General features: G+C 40.4%; 18 protein-coding genes. 5 read left to right on the top strand and 13 right to left on the bottom strand.

What is annotated here, in order from left to right; translation table 11 throughout:
- Window positions 1-143 precede the first annotated feature (143 nt).
- Window positions 144-275 (top strand): hypothetical protein, encoded by a 132-nt coding sequence (locus M2273_RS15035; protein ID WP_429398191.1) that lies wholly within the window; start codon window positions 144-146, stop codon window positions 273-275.
- Window positions 276-421: 146 nt separating this feature from the next.
- A complete protein-coding gene (locus M2273_RS15030; protein WP_429398189.1) occupies window positions 422-1726 on the top strand; it encodes an SGNH/GDSL hydrolase family protein in 1305 nt (434 codons plus the stop codon).
- A gap of 94 nt (window positions 1727-1820) precedes the next feature.
- On the opposite strand, the gene M2273_RS15025 is transcribed toward M2273_RS15030, so the two are convergent.
- The 9 genes from M2273_RS15025 to M2273_RS14985 form a co-directional block, all read right to left on the bottom strand.
- Complete coding sequence (locus M2273_RS15025) at window positions 1821-2561, bottom strand: SDR family NAD(P)-dependent oxidoreductase (RefSeq protein ID WP_429398188.1); 741 nt, start codon at window positions 2559-2561, stop codon at window positions 1821-1823.
- 301 nt (window positions 2562-2862) lie between these two features.
- Window positions 2863-4332: a PLP-dependent aminotransferase family protein gene (locus M2273_RS15020; protein WP_429398186.1), complete on the bottom strand. Its 1470-nt coding sequence runs from the start codon at window positions 4330-4332 to the stop codon at window positions 2863-2865.
- 64 nt (window positions 4333-4396) lie between these two features.
- A complete protein-coding gene (locus tag M2273_RS15015) occupies window positions 4397-5407 on the bottom strand; it encodes a hypothetical protein (protein ID WP_429398185.1) in 1011 nt (336 codons plus the stop codon).
- Between the two features lie 267 nt (window positions 5408-5674).
- Window positions 5675-6007, bottom strand: coding sequence for a YciI family protein (locus tag M2273_RS15010; RefSeq protein ID WP_429398183.1), 333 nt, complete (start codon window positions 6005-6007; stop codon window positions 5675-5677).
- A gap of 38 nt (window positions 6008-6045) precedes the next feature.
- Window positions 6046-6378, bottom strand: coding sequence for a YciI family protein (locus M2273_RS15005; protein ID WP_429398181.1), 333 nt, complete (start codon window positions 6376-6378; stop codon window positions 6046-6048).
- A 32-nt stretch (window positions 6379-6410) separates the two neighbouring features.
- A complete protein-coding gene (locus tag M2273_RS15000) occupies window positions 6411-6590 on the bottom strand; it encodes a hypothetical protein (RefSeq protein ID WP_429398179.1) in 180 nt (59 codons plus the stop codon).
- 462 nt (window positions 6591-7052) lie between these two features.
- Window positions 7053-7808, bottom strand: a complete 756-nt coding sequence (locus M2273_RS14995) for an SDR family oxidoreductase (protein WP_429398177.1) — start codon at window positions 7806-7808, stop codon at window positions 7053-7055.
- Window positions 7809-8080: 272 nt separating this feature from the next.
- A complete protein-coding gene (locus M2273_RS14990) occupies window positions 8081-8482 on the bottom strand; it encodes a Spx/MgsR family RNA polymerase-binding regulatory protein (RefSeq protein ID WP_429398175.1) in 402 nt (133 codons plus the stop codon).
- Window positions 8483-8533: 51 nt separating this feature from the next.
- Window positions 8534-8956, bottom strand: coding sequence for a cupin domain-containing protein (locus M2273_RS14985; protein ID WP_429398173.1), 423 nt, complete (start codon window positions 8954-8956; stop codon window positions 8534-8536).
- Window positions 8957-9280: 324 nt separating this feature from the next.
- Between M2273_RS14985 and M2273_RS14980 the strand changes: the two genes are divergently transcribed.
- The 3 genes from M2273_RS14980 (at window position 9281) to M2273_RS14970 (ending at window position 11797) form a co-directional block, all read left to right on the top strand.
- A complete protein-coding gene (locus M2273_RS14980; protein WP_429398171.1) occupies window positions 9281-10072 on the top strand; it encodes an alpha/beta hydrolase in 792 nt (263 codons plus the stop codon).
- 452 nt (window positions 10073-10524) lie between these two features.
- Window positions 10525-11379 carry a helix-turn-helix domain-containing protein gene (locus tag M2273_RS14975; protein WP_429398169.1) on the top strand — a complete coding sequence of 285 codons (855 nt, stop codon included), beginning with the start codon at window positions 10525-10527 and terminating at the stop codon, window positions 11377-11379.
- A 58-nt stretch (window positions 11380-11437) separates the two neighbouring features.
- Window positions 11438-11797, top strand: coding sequence for a winged helix-turn-helix transcriptional regulator (locus M2273_RS14970; RefSeq protein WP_429398167.1), 360 nt, complete (start codon window positions 11438-11440; stop codon window positions 11795-11797).
- A 54-nt stretch (window positions 11798-11851) separates the two neighbouring features.
- Here M2273_RS14970 and M2273_RS14965 read toward each other — a convergent pair whose 3' ends face one another.
- The 4 genes from M2273_RS14965 to M2273_RS14950 form a co-directional block, all read right to left on the bottom strand.
- Entirely contained in the window at window positions 11852-14527 is a 2676-nt protein-coding gene (locus M2273_RS14965) for a sigma 54-interacting transcriptional regulator (RefSeq protein ID WP_429398165.1), read from the bottom strand.
- Window positions 14528-14559: 32 nt separating this feature from the next.
- Entirely contained in the window at window positions 14560-17247 is a 2688-nt protein-coding gene (locus M2273_RS14960) for a sigma-54-dependent Fis family transcriptional regulator (RefSeq protein ID WP_429398163.1), read from the bottom strand.
- Between the two features lie 497 nt (window positions 17248-17744).
- A complete protein-coding gene (locus M2273_RS14955) occupies window positions 17745-17945 on the bottom strand; it encodes a hypothetical protein (RefSeq protein ID WP_429398161.1) in 201 nt (66 codons plus the stop codon).
- A 411-nt stretch (window positions 17946-18356) separates the two neighbouring features.
- The gene (locus M2273_RS14950; RefSeq protein WP_429398159.1) at window positions 18357-19655 is read right to left on the bottom strand and encodes an NAD(P)/FAD-dependent oxidoreductase; all 1299 of its coding nucleotides are present in this window, start codon (window positions 19653-19655) and stop codon (window positions 18357-18359) included.
- Between the last annotated feature and the right edge of the window lie 22 nt (window positions 19656-19677).

Below are 19677 nucleotides of genomic sequence, written 5' to 3'. Positions count from 1 at the left end.
TTTGATTTAATAGTTGGTTGTATGCAGTGTGTTTTGCATTTTTTGTGCCAACGGGTTAAATAATTTATTTTCAATTTATTGCGTGTTTTTTGGTGGGTTAGAATCCACTTTATTTGGTGGGTTGCCGATCTTGGAAGCGAAATATGGCCAATAATATGGATGGAATAGTAATGGGTACATGCATGTGGAACAACATCCATTCTCCTGTTAATTCAGACACCAACATCTGGACCAGCTACTCATGCCTGGCTGGTACCCAGAATGATGCGCGGTGAACTCTATTTTTACCCGCAATAACTCGAATGAAATTATGAAGAACCGGCCCGCTAAATAATAATTTAATGACGGAAAACGCCGCAGTTTCAGAATTGGATTCGGAGAGTTAGCAGAGAAATTAGTATTAAGAAGTTGGTTTGGCGTTATGAGGAATTATCCCTATTTGGTTACACTTTTGGCTATGGGTACAGCTATTTTTACAGGCTGCAAATCTGGGGTACATTGTGATACACCTTCTGCCGGGAGTGCGAATTTGTCCCGGGTTATTGCAGTAGGGAGTTCTTTTACAGCTGGATATATGGATGGCGGGCTTTACCGGAACAGTCAACTAAATTCCTACCCAAACATTATTGCCTCGCAAATGCAAAAAGTGGGGGGAGGACGCTTTCTTCAACCCTTGTTTACACCCGAACAGGCCAATGGCTCTGGTTACCTGATCCTGACTGGTTATAACAACGACGGTAGCCCGCAGCTTGATCGGGTTAAAACAAACCTTGCCGTGCGGGGATATGTTAGTGCATCATGTTTTGGGGAGTTGAGATTATTTACCAAGTTTACCGGCGAAATCAATAACTACGGTGTACCCGGTATTAAGCTGAAAGAAATTACTTACAAGCCCTACGGAAATGTGAATGGGTTTTTTGAACGCATGCTTCCGGGGCAAGCCCCTGGCAATATGACCAGTTACCTTGATTTCATCACTGCTAAGCCATTTACCTTCTTTACCAACTGGTTGGGCACTAATGACGTGCTGCCCTACGCAAAAAGCGGCGGAGCCGGGGATCAGCTCACTGATGAGGGTGTTTTTGAACAATTGTATGGACTGGCTATTAATAGACTTACAGCCGCAGATCAACAAGGTACAGTTGCCACCATACCAGATTTTACCACTTTCCCGTTTTGCAATACGATCACAGTAGGCGCTGTATTGGCCCAGGCAAAAAAGGTGGATCCTAAAGCAAAAGCGCTATATATAAACGCAAAGGACTCCGGGACAACCTATAGTTCCCGCCCGGCTACTGCAAAGGATCTTATCATTCTTGATTTTAACACACATGAAATCGGTAAACCAGTATTTACAGAACACGGTACCCTTCCTTATGGCTTAACCATTTACACACCAATTGAGCATGAATATGTACTTGATGAAAATGAGGTGTTTAACTGCCAAAATTATATAAAATCCTATAACAATTCAATCAGAGCCATCGCGGAAGCTAAGGGGCTCGCTGTTTTTGATGCTTATTCTTTTTTTAATAAAATTATGGTAAAGGGATTAGTGGTTAGTGGTTTAAAACTAAATTTAAAGCTCATCAAGGGAGGGATATTTTCATTAGACGGAGTGAATTTTAACAGCCGGGGGTATGCAGTAGTAGCCAACGAATTTATTAAAGCAATTAATCGCCAATATAAGGCTTGTATACCAACTGTTAATGTTGTTGCTTATTAATGGGATTGCAACACAAAAGCCCTGGCTACTCCTCAGGGCTTTGTGCTGTTTTACCTCTCGCGCCGTACCTGGGCGCCGTGAATTATATTAGCAATTAAGTTATGGAGATTCCGCCATCAACAGGCAGTACAACCCCGGTTACCCATGTTGAGCCCGAATCTATCAATAAGGCTGTATTAACCACAATATCTTCCACACTGCCTCTTCGCTGCAGAGGAATGGTTGCTCTCTCGCTGTCATGAATAACCTGGACAACATCTGGTGGTAACCCTGCATTCGCCAACACTGGGGTATCTGTTGGGCCGGGAGCGATAGAATTAACACGGATACCTAAAAGAGCTAATTCTAAAGCCCAGATTTTGGTTAGCATGTTCATACCTGCTTTGGCCGAACCATATGCACTGAGCTGAGAAGAAGGTTTAATGCCAACGCTGCTGCTTACATTAATAATTTGCCCTTTAGATGCAGTGAGAAATTCAATACACCCTGATGCGAGCAGGCTGGGCGCAATAAGATGTGTTTTGTACATCGTTTCGAGCTCAACCCGGTTGATAGCTTGTATTGGCGTAAGAGCTACATGGCCTGCGTTATTTACCAATACATCGAGCTTACCGTTCCAGGTTTGACGAATAAATTGAATTAAGGGTTGTTCCTGATCTTCTTTTAAACTATCATACTCCAGCACATGAAGGCCCGGCATTTCACTGGCTAATTTTGATAACCGTTCTTTATTGCGGCCTGTGATCAATACTCCCCAGCCTTTATCATAAAAATGGCGTGCAAGGCCTTCTCCAATACCTGAAGAACCACCTGTAATTAATATGTTTTTTTGCATTTGTTTGTTAATTTTTTTGAACAAAATAACGACTCAATGTTATGATAAACAATGACTTACCATGTGGTAAGTAACTGTAAAAGGGGTTTGCCATGTTCATAATTAGCACATTACATAAAATGCTTTTTGAAAGTATAACAGATTCATGACAATTAGCCACAGCAACACAAATTGTATGCTTGCAGGTAAAGCTATGCGATAAATTATTGCTAAAGTGGGCCAGCAGGAGTTACTCTGATGGTCCAGGAGATCTCCTGTCAATTTTTTGGATGGGCGAACATTTTAAGCGCTGGCTGTGGAATCATGAAGTTATTTTAACTAAAATATCCACAGCTTTTGTCATTTCTTCCTCAGAAAGTGAGGCGAATCCAAACCGGATACCATTATCATTCGGATCTCCGGGTCGTCTGAACGGCATACCGATCATACAAAGCCCGGCATGGGAAGCATCATTAAGGATCCTGTTTATAGGGAATCTCGATTTAAATTTCAACCATACGGCCATACCGCCAAGTGGTTTGGTAAATTCAATGGCATGTGACAACTTTTGGGTTAAAAGGTTGCAAATAAAATCACAACGATGAGAGTATAATTTATTCGATTTATTGATGTGCCTGGCCATGTCGCCGTTAATAATCATTTGAGCCAGCATATATTCTATGAAAGTATCGCCCCTTAAATCAATCAAGCGTTTTAAAGCAATTGCCTTTTTTACGATATCGGGCGCAGCTATCAGATAACCTATCCTAATTGATGGGGCAAGCAACTTGGTGAAGGAGCCTATATAAATTATTTTACCATGGTGCGGAGCGCTGGCCAAAGGAAGTATCGGACTATTCTTGTAATAAAAATCATAGTCATAATCGTCTTCAATAACATAAAAGCCATATTGTTCAATGAGTTTAAGTAATTTTTGCCTTCTGGCGGCAGACATCGTTATGGTTGTAGGGTGATGGTGATGAGGAACAATATAAAGCATTCTGATCGGGCTCTTTTTGAGGATTTGATCTAACTGATCCATATCCGGGCCTTCCTCATCTATTCCTATTTTGGTAATATAAGCCCCGGCGTTCTCCATAATATCATTGGCGAAGACATAGTTGGGTTCAGTTACTACCACATGATCTCCCTTAGAAAGTAACACAGTTGCCGTAATATATATGGCCATTTGCGCTCCTCGGGTAATTACAATATCATCCTTTTTAATATTCAGCCCCCTGGTTTCATTTAAAAATAATGCGGCTGCGTCTTTGAGTAGCGGAAGACCACCCTGATCCCTCAGGCACATAAGCTGTTTTATTCTGGAACTGATTCCTTTATCGCGATAAATCTTACTGATTTCCTTAAATGGCGCGAGTTCCGGATCTGGAAAGCCGTCATTAACAACAATGTCTGAACTTTTTGTGTCGCGGTGCTCCGGTTGTGGCGGGCATTGTAGAATCAAGCCTTCAGAGCTGACGTAACCAGTAGAAGAAAAATGGCTTGGAGGCTGGAAGGACCTTGGTTTAATTACAGGAAGCTCTGGAGTAACCCGGTATCCTTTCCGGTCTATCGATTCTATCCAGTCTTCCGTCAGCAGTTCTTCATAGGCATTAATAATTGTTTTCCGGTTAACTGTGATTAACTCGGCCATTTGGCGGGTCCCGGGGAAAAATGTGCCGGGCGGAATCAGCCCTTTTTGTATCAGCCCGATCAGACGATTTGTAATTTGCTTGTAAATAGGTAGTTGATTTTCTTTATCAACGACGATCAGGCTATCGTAAGGAAGCATTTTGTTAGTTTTTGTTGATTAAGGCTAATTAAAATGAATTGCACTATTACTCTTTCTTTAGATTTTATGACTGTTGTAGAAGCGAGCTTTCTGGTTTGTCCAGATCGGTTATCCAGCGCTCCAGATAAGCAATCAGGTCCTTTTGGCTTGAACTGTTTTTATTTTCGCCCATTGTAACAAAAACAGCAATCCCAAGAGCGATACAATGAGCGATAGTCAGCTGCATCAGTAAACCAGAGCTGTAACCAGCAACAAAGTTGTCTCTTGCGTCTTCGGCTAATTCAATATTATGATTAGCTTTTTGCCTGGCCAGTACAAATTGCTGTTCTTCGGTAAATACTATTACATCGGTAAAGGAATAGATGGCCAGGCAATAAATGCTCATGGTTCTGAAAATGGAGAAATATTTTCTTTTGAGATCATCCGGTGCATAAGTTTTGGAGGAGGCACCTCCTTGCTCGCCATTGAGTACCATCCATAATTTAATTGCCTCATGTTCATCCAGGAAGAAAGTCACTTTCCCGGCATATGAAAAATCACTGATGATATCCAGAATCTCATCAACCTGGAAAAATATCATTTTATCGGGGTCGCCCAGGTAAAATATAAAATCGAGGTCCTTTTTCTTGAGCGGTTTAATAACATCGGTAAGAAGACCGGTCCATATGTCGGAAGCATCTGATGCATTTGCCCAATCGCCGAAAGCAATCGTCCTGCAGTTTTTAAACAGCATTTGTAACGCTGCTATAAGTTTGTCGTTCTTAATATCCCTCCAGTGGTGTTTGCCAGTATTTTCCCCGGAAGTTATAATGTCAAGCTCTGATAGTAACATACTATCGTATTGCGAATTCAAACTCAAGCTACGTATACCTAATCGTTTTAAAAAACCCGGCAGGGCTAATTCTTTAATTCCAATGATATTTTTTTGATAATCCGTTTGAATGGTGGCACGCGCTCTGTTTGCGTCGTTAGCGTTCAGATAGATATTTTCGGTATCATTAAAATCTTGTATGGATAAAACCAGCTCTGCTAAAATAGGACCGGGGTTTTTGATTTGCATATTTAAGGTTTCCATGATCGCTTTAATTGATTGTTAATAATTTTACTGTAAGTTTATCAAAGTGTTATGTCATTCTTGGTTGAAGTTTCAATTTCGTTTACAAAGCGGAAATAGCCACTTATGTCTACAATTTATATGGCCTCTTTATATTTGTATCCACGGCTTAAATTTTGAAAACTATTCATTTATATTGAAATCAGCCATGTATTGATATTTCATACACAGTATTTAAAAAGGCCTCTGCGAGTTGCAGGAACCTTTTTTGATTGTCTAAGTGTAAGGTTAAACAGCCTGACGGATTTCAACGGTGCCACCCAATTCTAAAACCGGGCAAGTTTGTGCGATTGCAGCTGCTTCATCGTAATCCGCAGCATTAATGATAACAAGACCGCCAATTGATTGCGTTACCTCAGCATAAGGCCCATCTGCAGTGGAGGTACCTCCGGTAACTATTTTGCCCAGAGGGTCAAATCGTTGAATAGGTTTTGCCACTTTATCTTTGATACTGGTAAAAAACACTTGCCAGTGAGCCAGGTGCTCTTGTAGCTTTTCTGGTGAAGGTTGGATTTCTTTGGTTTTGTAATCTCTGCGGAATACTAAGAGGAATTCGCTCATGATGTTGATTTTTGAATGGTTGATTATTTAATTACTTGTTATAAACCCTGACGGATTTCGACGGTTCCCCCCAGTCTCAGGATAGGGCAGTCCCGGGCTGTTTCCACAGCTTCTGTATAGTCGGCCGCTTTGAGAAAAAGTAAACCTCCAACCGACAGTGTTACTTCTGTATAAGGCCCTTTGGTAACCTGGCTGCTTACCACTATACCCTGAGGGGCGAAGATCTGTATTGGCCTTGACAATTTATCGCCGGCAGCAAGACTGCGGAACCAATCTGCCCAGTGTTTACGGTATTCTCTTAATTGTTCAGGGGATGGCTGAATTTCCACGGTTTGGTAGTCTCGCCAGAATACCAATAAGAACTCGTTCATTATTAGGTATTAAGATAAATTTGATATGTATTTCATTCGTCGGGCCCTTCCTCAAAGGGTTGTTCAACCATTCTTAGTGAGTCATCAAGGTATTCGCCTCCCTGACTGAAGCTTTCATCAAAGTTTGGGTCTGCATCATTATCTGTTGCTTGTGTTGATTTTTGATCTCTGTGGCCAGGGTCCGCATGGGTCCCAAAAAAGGAATAGTTCATGTCGCTCTGCATTAAGTTTATGATTTGTCGTGAAACGTTTATTGCTTTTTAAAATGTTTCTGATTCTAACACATTAACTGGTTTGCAACGAGTGTGCCAATGAGTTAAATGATTGTTAATAAGGTATTTATTAAAAACTGTATTTTGGATTTACACCTTATTTAGCCGATGTATGGTTGATTACACGAAATAAAGAGCATTTAACTTTCAGCTGGATGGGTAGACGGCGCTAAATTTTGTAGGTGAGCTCTTGTATCATTTCTGAACTTATTTAAGGTAGCAGTAGCCCGTCGACTCTCCGAGTTGTTGACCGGTTTTCACAGGGACACTGTGCCGGCGTGGGTTTGTCCCGTGCACGAACGGGTGGAAAGTGCACGCCCCTTACAACATCCTCCGAAGAGCTGACACCCGTCATCTTCGTTACGCCGGGCGTATGCAAGCCTTAAAAATTTCTATAATTATTTACGCCTTTTTAGGCTGATTTAAATACCAGTTTTCAAAGTTGATGTTGAAAATTCTCGCTCCATCGCCCGGAACCAACATTTGGTCATTTAATTCTGCACCGTAATAACGTGCATGCACATCGGCAATTACCTTGCGCGGATCGTTATTTTTGTCTAAATATTTCTGAACGAGATCCGAAAGTTTAATTTTAGCCGGACCGGCAATTTCCACAGTCCCATTTATTGGTGCATTCAAAGTAACGTCAGCAACGGCAGTAGCCACATCGGCCGAAGCAATGGGTTGGATAAGGGCGGGAGACAGGCGAACGATTTCTCCGTCGGTTGCTGCAACAGCTATTCCGCCCAGAAATTCAAAAAACTGGGTTGAATGTACAATAGAGTAAGGAACGCCAGAGGCTTTGATTAAATCTTCCTGTACCTGTTTTGCTCTGAAGTACCCACTTTCCTGCAGTCGGCTGGTTCCAACTACTGATAAAGCGATGTGGTGTTTTACCCCTGCTGCTGTTTCTGCAGTAAGGAGATTTTTTCCTGAGGTTTTGAAAAAATCCATTACTGCTGTATCCTCAAATGAAGGAGAGTTTGCAACGTCAACAACAACATCTGTACCCTTCAGTACTTCAGTAAGGCCTTCACCAGTGATCGTATTAACACCAGTGGCTGGAGATGCTGCTATAACTTCATGACCAAGTTGGGTGAGCTTGTTTACGAGCTGTGATCCGATTAGCCCGCTTCCTCCGATTACTACAATTTTCATAGTTTGTGTTTTTAATGGCCTTTAATACGACCGGTTTTACAGTGTTTTTTAAAATGTAATTGCTATTTTGCAATGGTTGTGCCATTAGTTAAGTAATTGAATTTTAGGCTTTTGTAAAATTATGACTGTTTTTTTGCACTGTATTTCGTGGAAGGATGTTCAGTGACACGATATTTAGCGCCATTACCATTATGCCGGATACTGTAAAACAAAAACTGCGACATCCTTTTAAGAATGTCGCAGTTTTTGCATAGTTTAATAATATCCCAAATTTAAAGAAGGATGTGCTTTTTACGACTTGCTTTTGATAAGGAGATTTGATTTTGAGGTTTTTTAAAATGATCTTCATATACCATTTCATCAAATCCAAAAAAAAGAAAATTGCCGTCTTCAATTACAGGGCGCTTAATAATACCTGGCTGATCTTTAAGTAATCTCAGCGCATCTTCTTTGGTTTTTATTGATTCCTTAACCTCCTGATGCAATTTTCGCCAGGTGGTACTTTTCTTATTTAAAAAAGCATCATAGCCCATTTTTGCATCCCATTCCTGAAGTTTGTCTGACGATACACCATCCTTTTTGAAATTTTGGAATTCAATGGCCATCTTACGCTCTTTGAACCAAGCCAGTGCCTTCTGTGTTCGTCTGCAAGTAGTTTGTCCGTATACTTTCATAAAGCTATATCTTAAACAATCTGTTAATGATGGTTTCAGGTCGGTATTATCTTATTTTCCTTCTGTTATAAATGGCAATTCCTTCGGGCCAATAAAGTAGACCAATAGTTTAGCCTGTTTTGTTTTACTCATATTCTTACTCTCTGCATGCAGTCCGTTAGGGTCTTCCCAGAAAGCTTCTCCTTGATTATAAATATGAGTTTTTCCGTTAAATGTTGAAGATATACTTCCCTGCAATACATAAGCAATTGTTGGGATCGGGTGCCGGTGAGCCCCGGATACCTCACCCGGTGCAAAGGTTACCACCACCAATTTAGCTTCCTGACTCTTGATTTCAGGAGTAGTTATGATCTTTTTAAAAATAACTTCCGGTGGAAATTGCGTAACATTTACAGATTTCGGTTCATGCTGCGCTTGTGCATTAATGGCAAATACTGCACAAAATACAAATAGGCTTAAAGTGAATTTTTTCATTGCTATATATAATTATACACAAACCCATCCATTGAGTTTGATAGGCAAAATTAATGACCATATAAATTTTGAAGTGGTCCAGCGATTGACCGTAAGAGGGTCCAATCATCTTATTGCACATTTCTTTTGTTTCTTTTCTTATTTGCTCACTGTAAGTAATGTTCTTACTTATTCATATTGTTTTGTCACAAATGACAAATACCCTGATGGAAAATTGCAGGGGAAAATGTCCAGTAGTAGATACTCATTGTCCATTGATGAGCTTTGACTGATAAAGGACCTTTGTATTAATAAATAAAACAATAGTCTTTAAAAATTAAAATCATGAAATCAGAATCAAAATTGAACCTTGGTCTTGGCAGGCAGGTGATCACAGCAGTAATTTTCCTGGGCTTTTTGTTGATATTGCACAATTTATCAAAAGCTCAGGATAAACCCGTAAAGAATATCGTACTCGTGCATGGGGCCTTTGCCGATGGTTCGGGCTGGCGGGGAGTTTTTGATATCCTTGTTAAGAAAGGATATCACGTTAGCATTGTACAGATCCCGCTGACTTCGCTTAAGGATGACGTAGACGCGACTAACCGTATATTGGATAAACAAGATGGTCCGGTTATATTGGTTGGCCATTCATGGGGTGGGGTTGTAATTACCGAAGCGGGCATGCACCCAAAGGTTGCTGGCCTAGTGTATGTAGCCGCCTATCAGCCCGATAAAGGAGAAAATACACTGCAATGGTTTACTTCATTACCTGTTAAACCTGAATATGGGATTTTGCCGCCAGATGATAAAGGTTTTGTTTATTACGGTAAAGACAAATTCCACGCCGGTTTTGCAGCCGATTTAAGTAAGGAGGAGGCTGATTTTATGTTTGCATCTCAGGAGCCTATTTTAGGCGCAAGCTTTTTAACCCCTGTTGCCGATGCAGCCTGGAAAACTAAACCAGCGTACGGTATAGTGGCAACGGAAGATAAAAGCATCAATCCGGATATTGAACGTAATATGTATAAGCGATCCAATACCCGTACTACAGAAATTAAAGGAAGCCATGTGGTTTTCATTTCGCATCCTGATGCTGTTGCCAAAATAATTATTGAAGCATCCCAAAAGAAATAATCCTGATAGTTGTGATCGACCGGGATCAGGCCGGTCAACACGAACAACATGCCACATCGTAAAGCCCCGGATTATCCCCGGGGCTTTACGATGTTATAATAACTCTGATATCAACAAATACCGCTATCGATTACTGATCAGTATATTAAAGTAAGTACAAGCTGCTTGTCAGATGGCAATAATCCATTGATAAATGGCATCCAAAAGAGTTATAAAACACGATCAGGATTTTTTTACCTGCTCCAAAGGAGAAAACACTCGGAATATCGTTAAAGTGACTACCAATCCGCAATATAAAGTGTAAGATAAAAAGTTAATTATTATTAAATAATTGATATTCAATTGTTTGTGTGGTGGCACGCCTGTTGTAATTCAGTATCCGGACCGGCATATAGGTGATAACAAATTTAATTTCCTGTGTTAATATAGCCGCCTGCTTAGACTATTACAAGATGGAATATTTGAAACAATGTGCCTTTAAAAAATTTGGTATCCTGGATTTTTGCAAACAAAACTCGCCAGATCAGTTCATTGATCAACTCAGGGGTTTTATTAAGATTATATACATCAGGGCGGGTGGCCGGGTAAGTAGCGATTTTAACGACATTGAGGTGCAACAGGACGGGTTGCTTTTTGTAAGCGCTGGGCAATTCCTTCGGCTATCTGAAAATATCCAGGGTAGCATGATATATTATAACCAGGATCTTTATGGCGTGCAGTTGCATGATCAGGAAATTGCATGCGACGAATTGCTTTTCAGCGATTTTCATAAAATACCTTTGGTTGAACTTAACGCTAACAGTTCAGCAGCTATTTTATCTATTTTTGACGAAATCAGAAGAGAAATAAGTCAGGGTGACATCAATCTGGAAGAGATGGTTCGAGTATTACTGAAGCAAATTATTATCAGGGCAACCCGTTTTGGGAAACATCAGCGGGGTATAAATGATTTAGTTCGTCAACAAGATTCAGGGTTTTCCAGGTTTTTTATACAATTGGTAGAGAACAACTTTTCAAAACACCATGATGTTGCATCATATGCCAATATGCTAAATATCAGTGCTAAGGCCCTGAATAAACGCATTTGCAAATACCGAAAGTGCACACCAAATGAGATAATCAAAAAGCGGATCATCATGGAAGCGAAACGACTTTTGGTTTATACGCACCTGTCAGTAAAGGAAATTGGCTATAGACTTGGTTATGATGATCCATCATATTTTATCCGTTTTTTTAGCAAGCAGGTTAAAATTGCCCCGCAAAATTTCAGGCTTCATTTTCAAAGGGTTTTAAATGCCGTTGCATGACAGGGCGCAATTTATCAATGAGTTCTTTTCTTAAACTTTAAATAAAAATATTTCATCGATGAGCTATAGCAGGCAGGTTACCATAACATGTGAGAATAATTCAAGTGCTGATTGCAGTGTTGATGCTGCATTGTCTATCATTGGCGGGAAATGGAAGCTTAAAATTTATAAGAGTTTAAAAAGCGGTAAACCTTTACGTTTTTCCAGCCTTATTAGAGAACTTACTGGTATCTCAGAAAAAATGCTGACCACCCAACTGCGTGAAATGGAAAAAGATGGAATAATTACGAGGGCTGTTTATCTCGAAATACCCCCACGGGTAGAGTATCAGCTCACTGACTTAGGCCATTCTCTCGACAAGGTGTTCAGCTCCCTGGATACCTGGGGAAGGGCTTATATTAATCGAAAGGCATTATAGGTGGCAAAACAATGGATCCTTGATTCTATAACTTCCGGAGTTGCCTCGTCGCTGTTACCCCTGGTTAAGATAGTCCGCTTTTGTAATATTCAACTTTCGCATTTTAGAATGCAGGGTGGTTGACGGAATATTCAATATCAAGGCAGCTCCATCGGCTCCAGAAATTTTGCCCTGACATTGTTTTAAAATCCCGATAATATGATTTCGCTCCATCTCCTCAATGGTTTGGTTAAAAAGAGTTATTGTTTGATTATTAATTTGCGCTGATTTTGGTAAATGCACTTCGCGCAGTACATGATCGTTTGCCAGCAAAATACTCCTTTCAATAATATGCTCCAGCTCCCGCACATTTCCAGGCCATAAATAAGCCTTCAATTGCTGCAGAACTTTGGGAGTAATTGATGTAACCTTGTAGCCGGTTAGTTTACTATATTTTGCCAAAAAGAAATCAGTCAGCAAGCCTATATCTTCGGCCCGTTCACGTAGCGGGGGAAGACTTATTGGGAAGACGTTGAGGCGATAGTAGAGGTCAGATCGGAATTTACCCGCAAGTATCTCTTTTTCCAGGTTTCGATTAGTAGCGGCAATGATCCTGACATCTACTTTTAATGTGGTTTTCCCGCCTACCCGTTCAAATTCCCGTTCCTGAATTACCCTCAGTAATTTAACCTGCAATTCCAGCGGCAATTCACCAACTTCATCTAAAAACAGGGTACTGTTATGCGCCAGTTCAAATTTACCTATACGCCGGTCAAAAGCCCCAGTGAATGACCCTTTTTCATGGCCAAACAACTCGCTTTCGATCAGGTTAGGTGGCAGCGCCGCACAGTTTACTTTGATCATCAATTTGTCTTTTCTGGGTGAGGCATTATGAATGCCACGTGCAATGAGCTCCTTACCGGTTCCTGTTTCACCAAGTATCAGTACGGTTGAAGAGGATTCGGCTACGCGTGACATTAACCGATAAACCTTTTCCATCTGAGGGCCACGACCAATAATCTCCGAAAAATTGTAAATGGTTTTGATCTGTTCCTTCAAATGATCGTTTTCAACTTCTAACTGCTGCTTATATGCTAACAGTCTTTCGTTAGCTTTAATATTAAATATAGCTACTGATATCTGTGAGCAAAGCCCTTTGAGTAAATCAATATTTAATTCGTTTGTTAAGAGCCAGAGTATTCCTATGTTTTCGTCCCCAACACGCAGGCGAGCGCCATAGGCATTTTTTAAACCCGACTTTTTCCAAATGTGCATGTACGGCGCATACCTTCCTTTTCGCAGTTCCTCGTCGATATTAAAAATAATTGGGGAATCATTATTAAGGACTTTTGACGTTAAGGGTTCATTAATGGTAATAGTTTTCGCCGATAGTTCGATAAAAGACCCATCATCAGGGTAAATTTCGTTTTTATCGTAGATATACCGAATCAGGGAAACGCCATCGTCTTCCATTACCCTTATTACACATAATTTCATGCCAACCAGGCGCACTAACACATTTGAGATGGCAATTTCCAGATCTTCTCTTGTCCTAACGGCGGTAAGGTCGGTACTAAATTTAAGTAAGTATGATTTATCGCGTTCTTTATTTAAAATAGCTTCGTTGGCGGTGATGTTGTTGGCGGCTTTGGCCAGCTGCCCAGCAATACTTTCTATAATTTCAATACTGGTATCATCAAATGAGTTTATCTTATCTGCAAAGAGGATAAGGCTATGTTTAGGAACGCCATTGTCAGGCAATGCTTTTATAAGTATTTCGCGGGCACCCGCAGCATAATTGAGTTTAAGCCACTGAGGAGCCTTACTCAGGTCAAATGAACGGATATCAAAAATTAATGGCTTCTCAGTCGCCGAAGCCAGATCATAAATACCATCGTGAACCGGGTAGGGTAGGGAAATGATTTCGTTATAACTGGAATAACCCTTTGACGACACATCCTTATCCGTTAAAAAGGCTTGGTAAGTTTGTCCATCATCTGTCAGCACAGTCATCACGCTATGTGTAAATGCAATTAGCTTGGTGAGTCCGTTATTAATTGCATTCAACAGGTGAGACCGCGTCCTGACGGTTACAACTTCACGACTTAACGAGAGCAATACTTCATTCTGGTAATCCTTTTTTCTATTCCCTTCATTAATGATGATGTTGGAAATCGCACTTGATAATTGTGGTGCTATGCCATTTAAAATCTGCTTAAATTCGTTAGTAAAACTGTCTGTTCTGTTTGAGTATACCAATATAAAGCCCATCACCTCTGTTTGACTTCTTAATGGGGTAATCATCATCTCTTTAATATCACGCTCATAGTTAACTTTTATAAATGGCGGTATGCCAGGTGTTTTGATGATCTCATCAAGCAGAAAGGTTATCGGGCCTTCAGAATTGAGCACGTCTCTTATCACCGGTACGTCAATTGGATAAACCATTTTTACTATTTCGGGATATAACGGGTGATCTGTTATCGGAGACGAGTCGGGATTAAGCAAAAAAGGCTTAAATGTTTTATTTTGCTGATCAACCAACATAACGATGCTGTGGAGAAAGTAAAACATACCCCGAAGACGGGAAGAAAAAAGTCTGATAAGGTCATCTTTTTCACGCACTTTAGTGATATCGGTGCTTAAAGCAAAAAGGAGGTCTTGCTCTTGCTCATATGCGTCTATCTGCTTTAACAAATAGTCTGCACTTTGTATATCTTCTATCTTATTGGGCAGGATCTCTTCTTTCATTTTTTCTTACTTATCCTTTTTACCGGGGATTCTTATCTGTAATCTTCTTTAATAATATTTAACTTTTTCATTTTAGAATGAAGGGTTGTTGGCGGAATATCAAATACATCAGCAGCTCCGCCCTCGCCGCCTATTTTACCACCGCAACGCCTTAACGTGCCAATGATGTGATAGCGCTCCCGGGCTTCCAGGGTTTGTGTTTGTGCAAAATCAGAAACGGGTAGATCATCATTGTCTCCCGGAAGATATATTTCCCTTAATATATTACCGTTTGCCAGCAATACGCTACGTTCAATTAAATGTTCCAGTTCCCTTACGTTGCCTGGCCATTCATAATCCTGCAACGCCCTTGCCACTCCGGGAGTCATGCCTTTTACGGTTATGCCTGTTTGTTTGCTGTAGCGGGCAAGGAAAAAGTTGGCTAAGGGAATTACATCTTCTTTTCTTTCTCTTAATGACGGTAAATGAATCGGGAAAACATTAAGTCTATAGTAAAGATCAGACCGAAACCTGCCTGCTGCCACCTCATCTTCCAGGTTTCTGTTGGTGGCAGCAATAATTCTTACGTCAACTTTTATGGTATTTTTCCCGCCTATTCTTTCAAATTCTCGCTCCTGGATAACCCTCAGGAGTTTAACCTGTAGTTCTAAAGGCAATTCACCTATTTCATCTAAAAACAGGGTACTGTTATGCGCCAGCTCAAATTTGCCTATTCTGCGTTCAAACGCTCCGGTAAAAGATCCCTTTTCATGACCAAACAATTCGCTCTCTATAAGGTTAGCGGGCATTGCGGCGCAATTAACTTTAATCATTAATTTGCCCTTCCGCGGCGATGCGTGGTGTACAGCCCGTGCAATCAGTTCCTTCCCGGTACCGGTTTCGCCGAGTATCAATACCGAGGATGGGGCACCTGCTACCCGCGATATTAACTGGTAAACATTTCGCATTTTGGCATGATTGCCCACGATTTCGGAAAAGTTATAAATATTATTAAGTTGTTCGTTAAGGTGCTCATTTTCATGTTCCAGCTTTTGTTTAAAAATAAGTACCTGCTCGTTGGCCTTGATATTGGAAATTGCAATGGATATCAGTGAGCAAATACCTTTAACCAGGGGTATATTGATTTCTTCCATCCCCAACCATAAGATTCCCCAATTTTTAGAGGCTGTTTTTAGCGGCATACCCACCACTTTTACAAAACCTATACTTTTCCAAAAGGCAAAGTATTTAGGATTACGCCCCCGTGCAATTTCTTCATCAATTGTTAAAAATACGGGTGCCTCGCTGTTCAATACCCTGTTCTGGATGCCATCATTTATTGGCAAGCGTGCCGTTGTAACCTCAAGCATTAGCGGATCATTAGGCATTGTAGCGCTGATGTCATGGATATAAGTAGTTGTTGTTTTACCGTCTTCATTGATCAGCCTGATTGCATATCCTCTCAGTGCATTCAGTTTTTTAAGAAATATTATTACGGCATCAAAAAGGTCTTCTTTACTTCTTACTTTAGCTATTGCATTACCAAAATCAAGCAGGAATGAGGTTTCCCATTCTTTTTCGGTTATCTGCTCATTGGCAACAATGTTTTCTGCTACCGTTGTCAATTCACCCGCAATACGTTCAACAATGGCTATGGCATTATTATCAAATGTTTTCTGCTGATCTGAAAAAAGGATAAGGCTATGTTTTACACCCTGTTCAGATGGTAAAATCTTGATGAGTATTTCGCGGGCACCGGCAGTATAATTTAACTTAAACCAAAGCGGGGCCTCCTGCATATTAATAGATTGCATATTGATTACCATAGCCCTGCCTGAAATGGCAGCCACATCATAAATTCCGTCATTTACAGGATAAGGTTGGGTTATTGCCTTGTTGTACTGGTAAAGCCCCGGCGCACCCGATTCTTCATCTATTAAAAAAGCATTGTATGTTTTGCCGTTTGTATTCAAAACGGTCATCATGCAACTATTGAAGCTGATGAGTTTTTTTAAGCTTGAATTAATGATATTCAACAAACCTTTCCGCTCCCTGATAACAACCATCTCGGCGCTTAGATCAAGCAATACCCTGTCCACATGTTGTTTTTGTTTGATTTCTTCATTGATGATGATATTAGTTACCGCATTAGAAAGTTGAGGCGCGATATTCAGCATCAGGTGCTGCAGTTCATTGGTAAGAATGCCCGGGCTTTTTGCATAAACCAAGCTGAAACCAATAACTTCATTTTTATTTTTAAGTGGGGTAACCAACATTTCTTTAACACCGCATTCGTAATTAACGCGGATAAATGATGGCAAGCCTGGCGAGTTTAGGATTTCTGCAAGGTTATAAATAAGCGGTTGTGGCGTATCCAGGATTTTACCAATAATAGGTTCGTTCAGCGAAAATTTTGTGGTAGTAAGCGCAGTATACTCAGGATGGTCCTTTATAATTGAGCCATAAGGATCAAGTAAAAAAGGAGAATATGTGTTAGTTTGATGATCTATCAGCATCACAATGGTATGTGAAAAGTTGAATATCGGTTTTATCCGTGCAGAAAACAGATTGACGAGATCGTTTTTAGCCCTTACCCGTGTTATATCGTTACTTAGTAAAAGAAATATATCTTTTTGCTGTTCAAATAAAGAAAGCCGCTTTTGAAGCTCAATTAGTTGGGTATGAGCCGAAATTTCGGAAGGGCGTTTTGTTGAATTGCGAAACTGCTGAAGTTTATCCATAACAATCATGGTGTGGTTATCACCTTTTACTATGTTGATTCACTAATATGCCTGGGTATGTTTTTAGGGTTTTCAATTGCCCTTCATCCGCTATGGGTATGATCAATTTTTGCACAGGATGGCTAAATAAGAGTGCTCCCGGCTCAGTATATTGAAAATGGGGGAGGAGATGAAATGTTTGTTGTGCTTTCATTTCGAGATCCTGTGTAATAAAGATTTTCGCTTTCATATAAACTAAAAAGGTTTAACCAAACCGGGTAAAAACCAAGGTAGCCATATATAAAATTATGCCATTTTTACAACTGTTTGATTATAAGCATAATGTGTATTTTTAAAGCCGGGGCAACGGGCGAAATAACGCCTCTTAATAGCTGCGCCACCAAATAACGCCTAACGCCTTGCCGTAATTCCGGATTTTTTTCAATCGCCGTGGTGGATTTGCCGAGGCAACATGATCACTCTGTTCTGAGCAATTGATTTAATGGAGGTTTTTATGATTATTTGTAGATGATATAAAGCAGATCTATAAGATGCAGTGTAAAGAAAACAAATTTTGTTTTCACATATTTGGCAAATTTGTTTGCATCAATTTTTGCGGATAATGTGGCCATCTTTGTATTTAAGGAGTTTACATCAGATAATAACCCATTAGTTCCGTTATGCCCGGGAGTGATGTTTGTTTTAATCGTGGTTTTCATTGCAGATATTATTTGTTCATTGTTGTTGAATTGATGCAATGTATTCCAGAAATATACCATTATTTAAGTTATTGATAGTGAGGGTTTTGATAAAAAATACCTTATCGTTTGACTACGATATTTAATCATTAGTTTACCAACTGGCGAAATGTAGCAAGCCTGAAATATCGCGATAGCTAATGTTTATGAAGGAATGACAGCCTGAACAGGGAGGTTATTGACCTTGACCAATATTAAGGGGGGCTATTACCGGAGTAACAATTTCAGTTATTTAACCCAAGCCTCTCCCCGGGTTATATTTTAAAAAGTAATAAATACGCTGTGAGTTGAAGTATCCAGATTTGATGAAATTTGGATATAGACTTAGATATCTGAAACGATTTTTAAAATGAAGGTAAATCAAATCTTATATTAAAGATCTGCACGGTTCTCCCGATTCTCTGACCGGAAGATCATGCGCAGGGCCTGGTCATGGGTAAGATAAGCTATTGCCCAGTTGTAAAGTGTTTTGATCTTGTTATTATAATTCACAAGCGATATCAGGTGGATAAAAAGCCAGCCCATCAAACCTAAAAAGCCACCTAAATGAAGTTTGTGTTTAAAAAGATCGGCCATTGCAACTCTGCCGCCGATGATGGCCATATCTCCCCGGTCGAAATAGATAAAAGGTTTCATTTGCTGTCCTTTTGCAAGCCGGGTAAGATTTTTTGCCAGGCTTTTGCCCTGCTGTATCGCAGGTTGTGCCAGTTGGGAGTGACCATCAGGATAGGCCGGGTCGTAAAATTGAAGACTTATATCTCCAATAGCATAGATGTTTTCATATCCATTAACCTGGTTAAAGGCATTTGTGAGCATGCGCCTGCCTTTTCCGATGCTTTCTTCAGCAATACCCTCAAATGAGTTGGCTATTACGCCAGCCGCCCATATTAAAGTTTCTGCCTCAATGATGCTTCCGTCAGATAAATGTACCTGACCGTTTTCATACAAATTAACACGTGTATTCAGTTTGATATGTACGCCTTGATCGGCTAAAGCTTTATATGCCGCCCGGTGTGATTTTTCGCTCATCGGTGCTAAAAGATACGGAGAACCATCAACAATATGGATTTCTGTGGTCGCCTCCAATAACTGGGGGTAATCGTTGCCAAGAATATAACGCCTCATCTCGGCCAGCATACCGGCAATTTCTACGCCTGTTGGGCCGCCTCCGGCAATAACTACAGTTAGTAGCTTTTGCCTTGCTGCCGCATCCGTCTCAATAGCCGCTTTTTCTACCGTTTTGATCAGTTCATTACGCATGTACAGCGCGTCATCAATGCCTTTAAGCGAAAAGGCCCTGGCACGTACACTTTCGTTGCCAAAAAAGTTGGTTTTTGACCCTGCTGCAAATACAAGGATATCATAATGCAGAATACCGCCATCGCTTAAATAAATAGTATTCGCCCTGGTATCAACCTTCTTTAGAGATGCCATTCTGAAAGAAACGTCCTTGTTTTTTAATAACTTTCGGAACGGGTAACTGATGCTTGCCGGTTCAAGAAAACTTGTGGCCACCTGGTATAGTAAGGGGGTAAAATAGTTATAGTTATTTTTATCTATCAGGGTTACATCGTAGTATTTGCTCCTAAACATGTGGGTAACAAAATTTAACCCGGCAAATCCTCCGCCAATAACCACAATGTGCTTTTTATTTACATTACTATTTTCCATTGGGGTTTTCTTTTGATAAATA

The sequence above is a fragment of the Mucilaginibacter lappiensis genome (assembly GCF_050433765.1).
GTDB classification, from domain to species: Bacteria; Bacteroidota; Bacteroidia; order Sphingobacteriales; family Sphingobacteriaceae; genus Mucilaginibacter; species Mucilaginibacter lappiensis_A.
The sequence above is the reverse complement of the archived record's forward strand: the minus strand, read 5'-3'. Positions and strand labels throughout refer to the sequence as shown.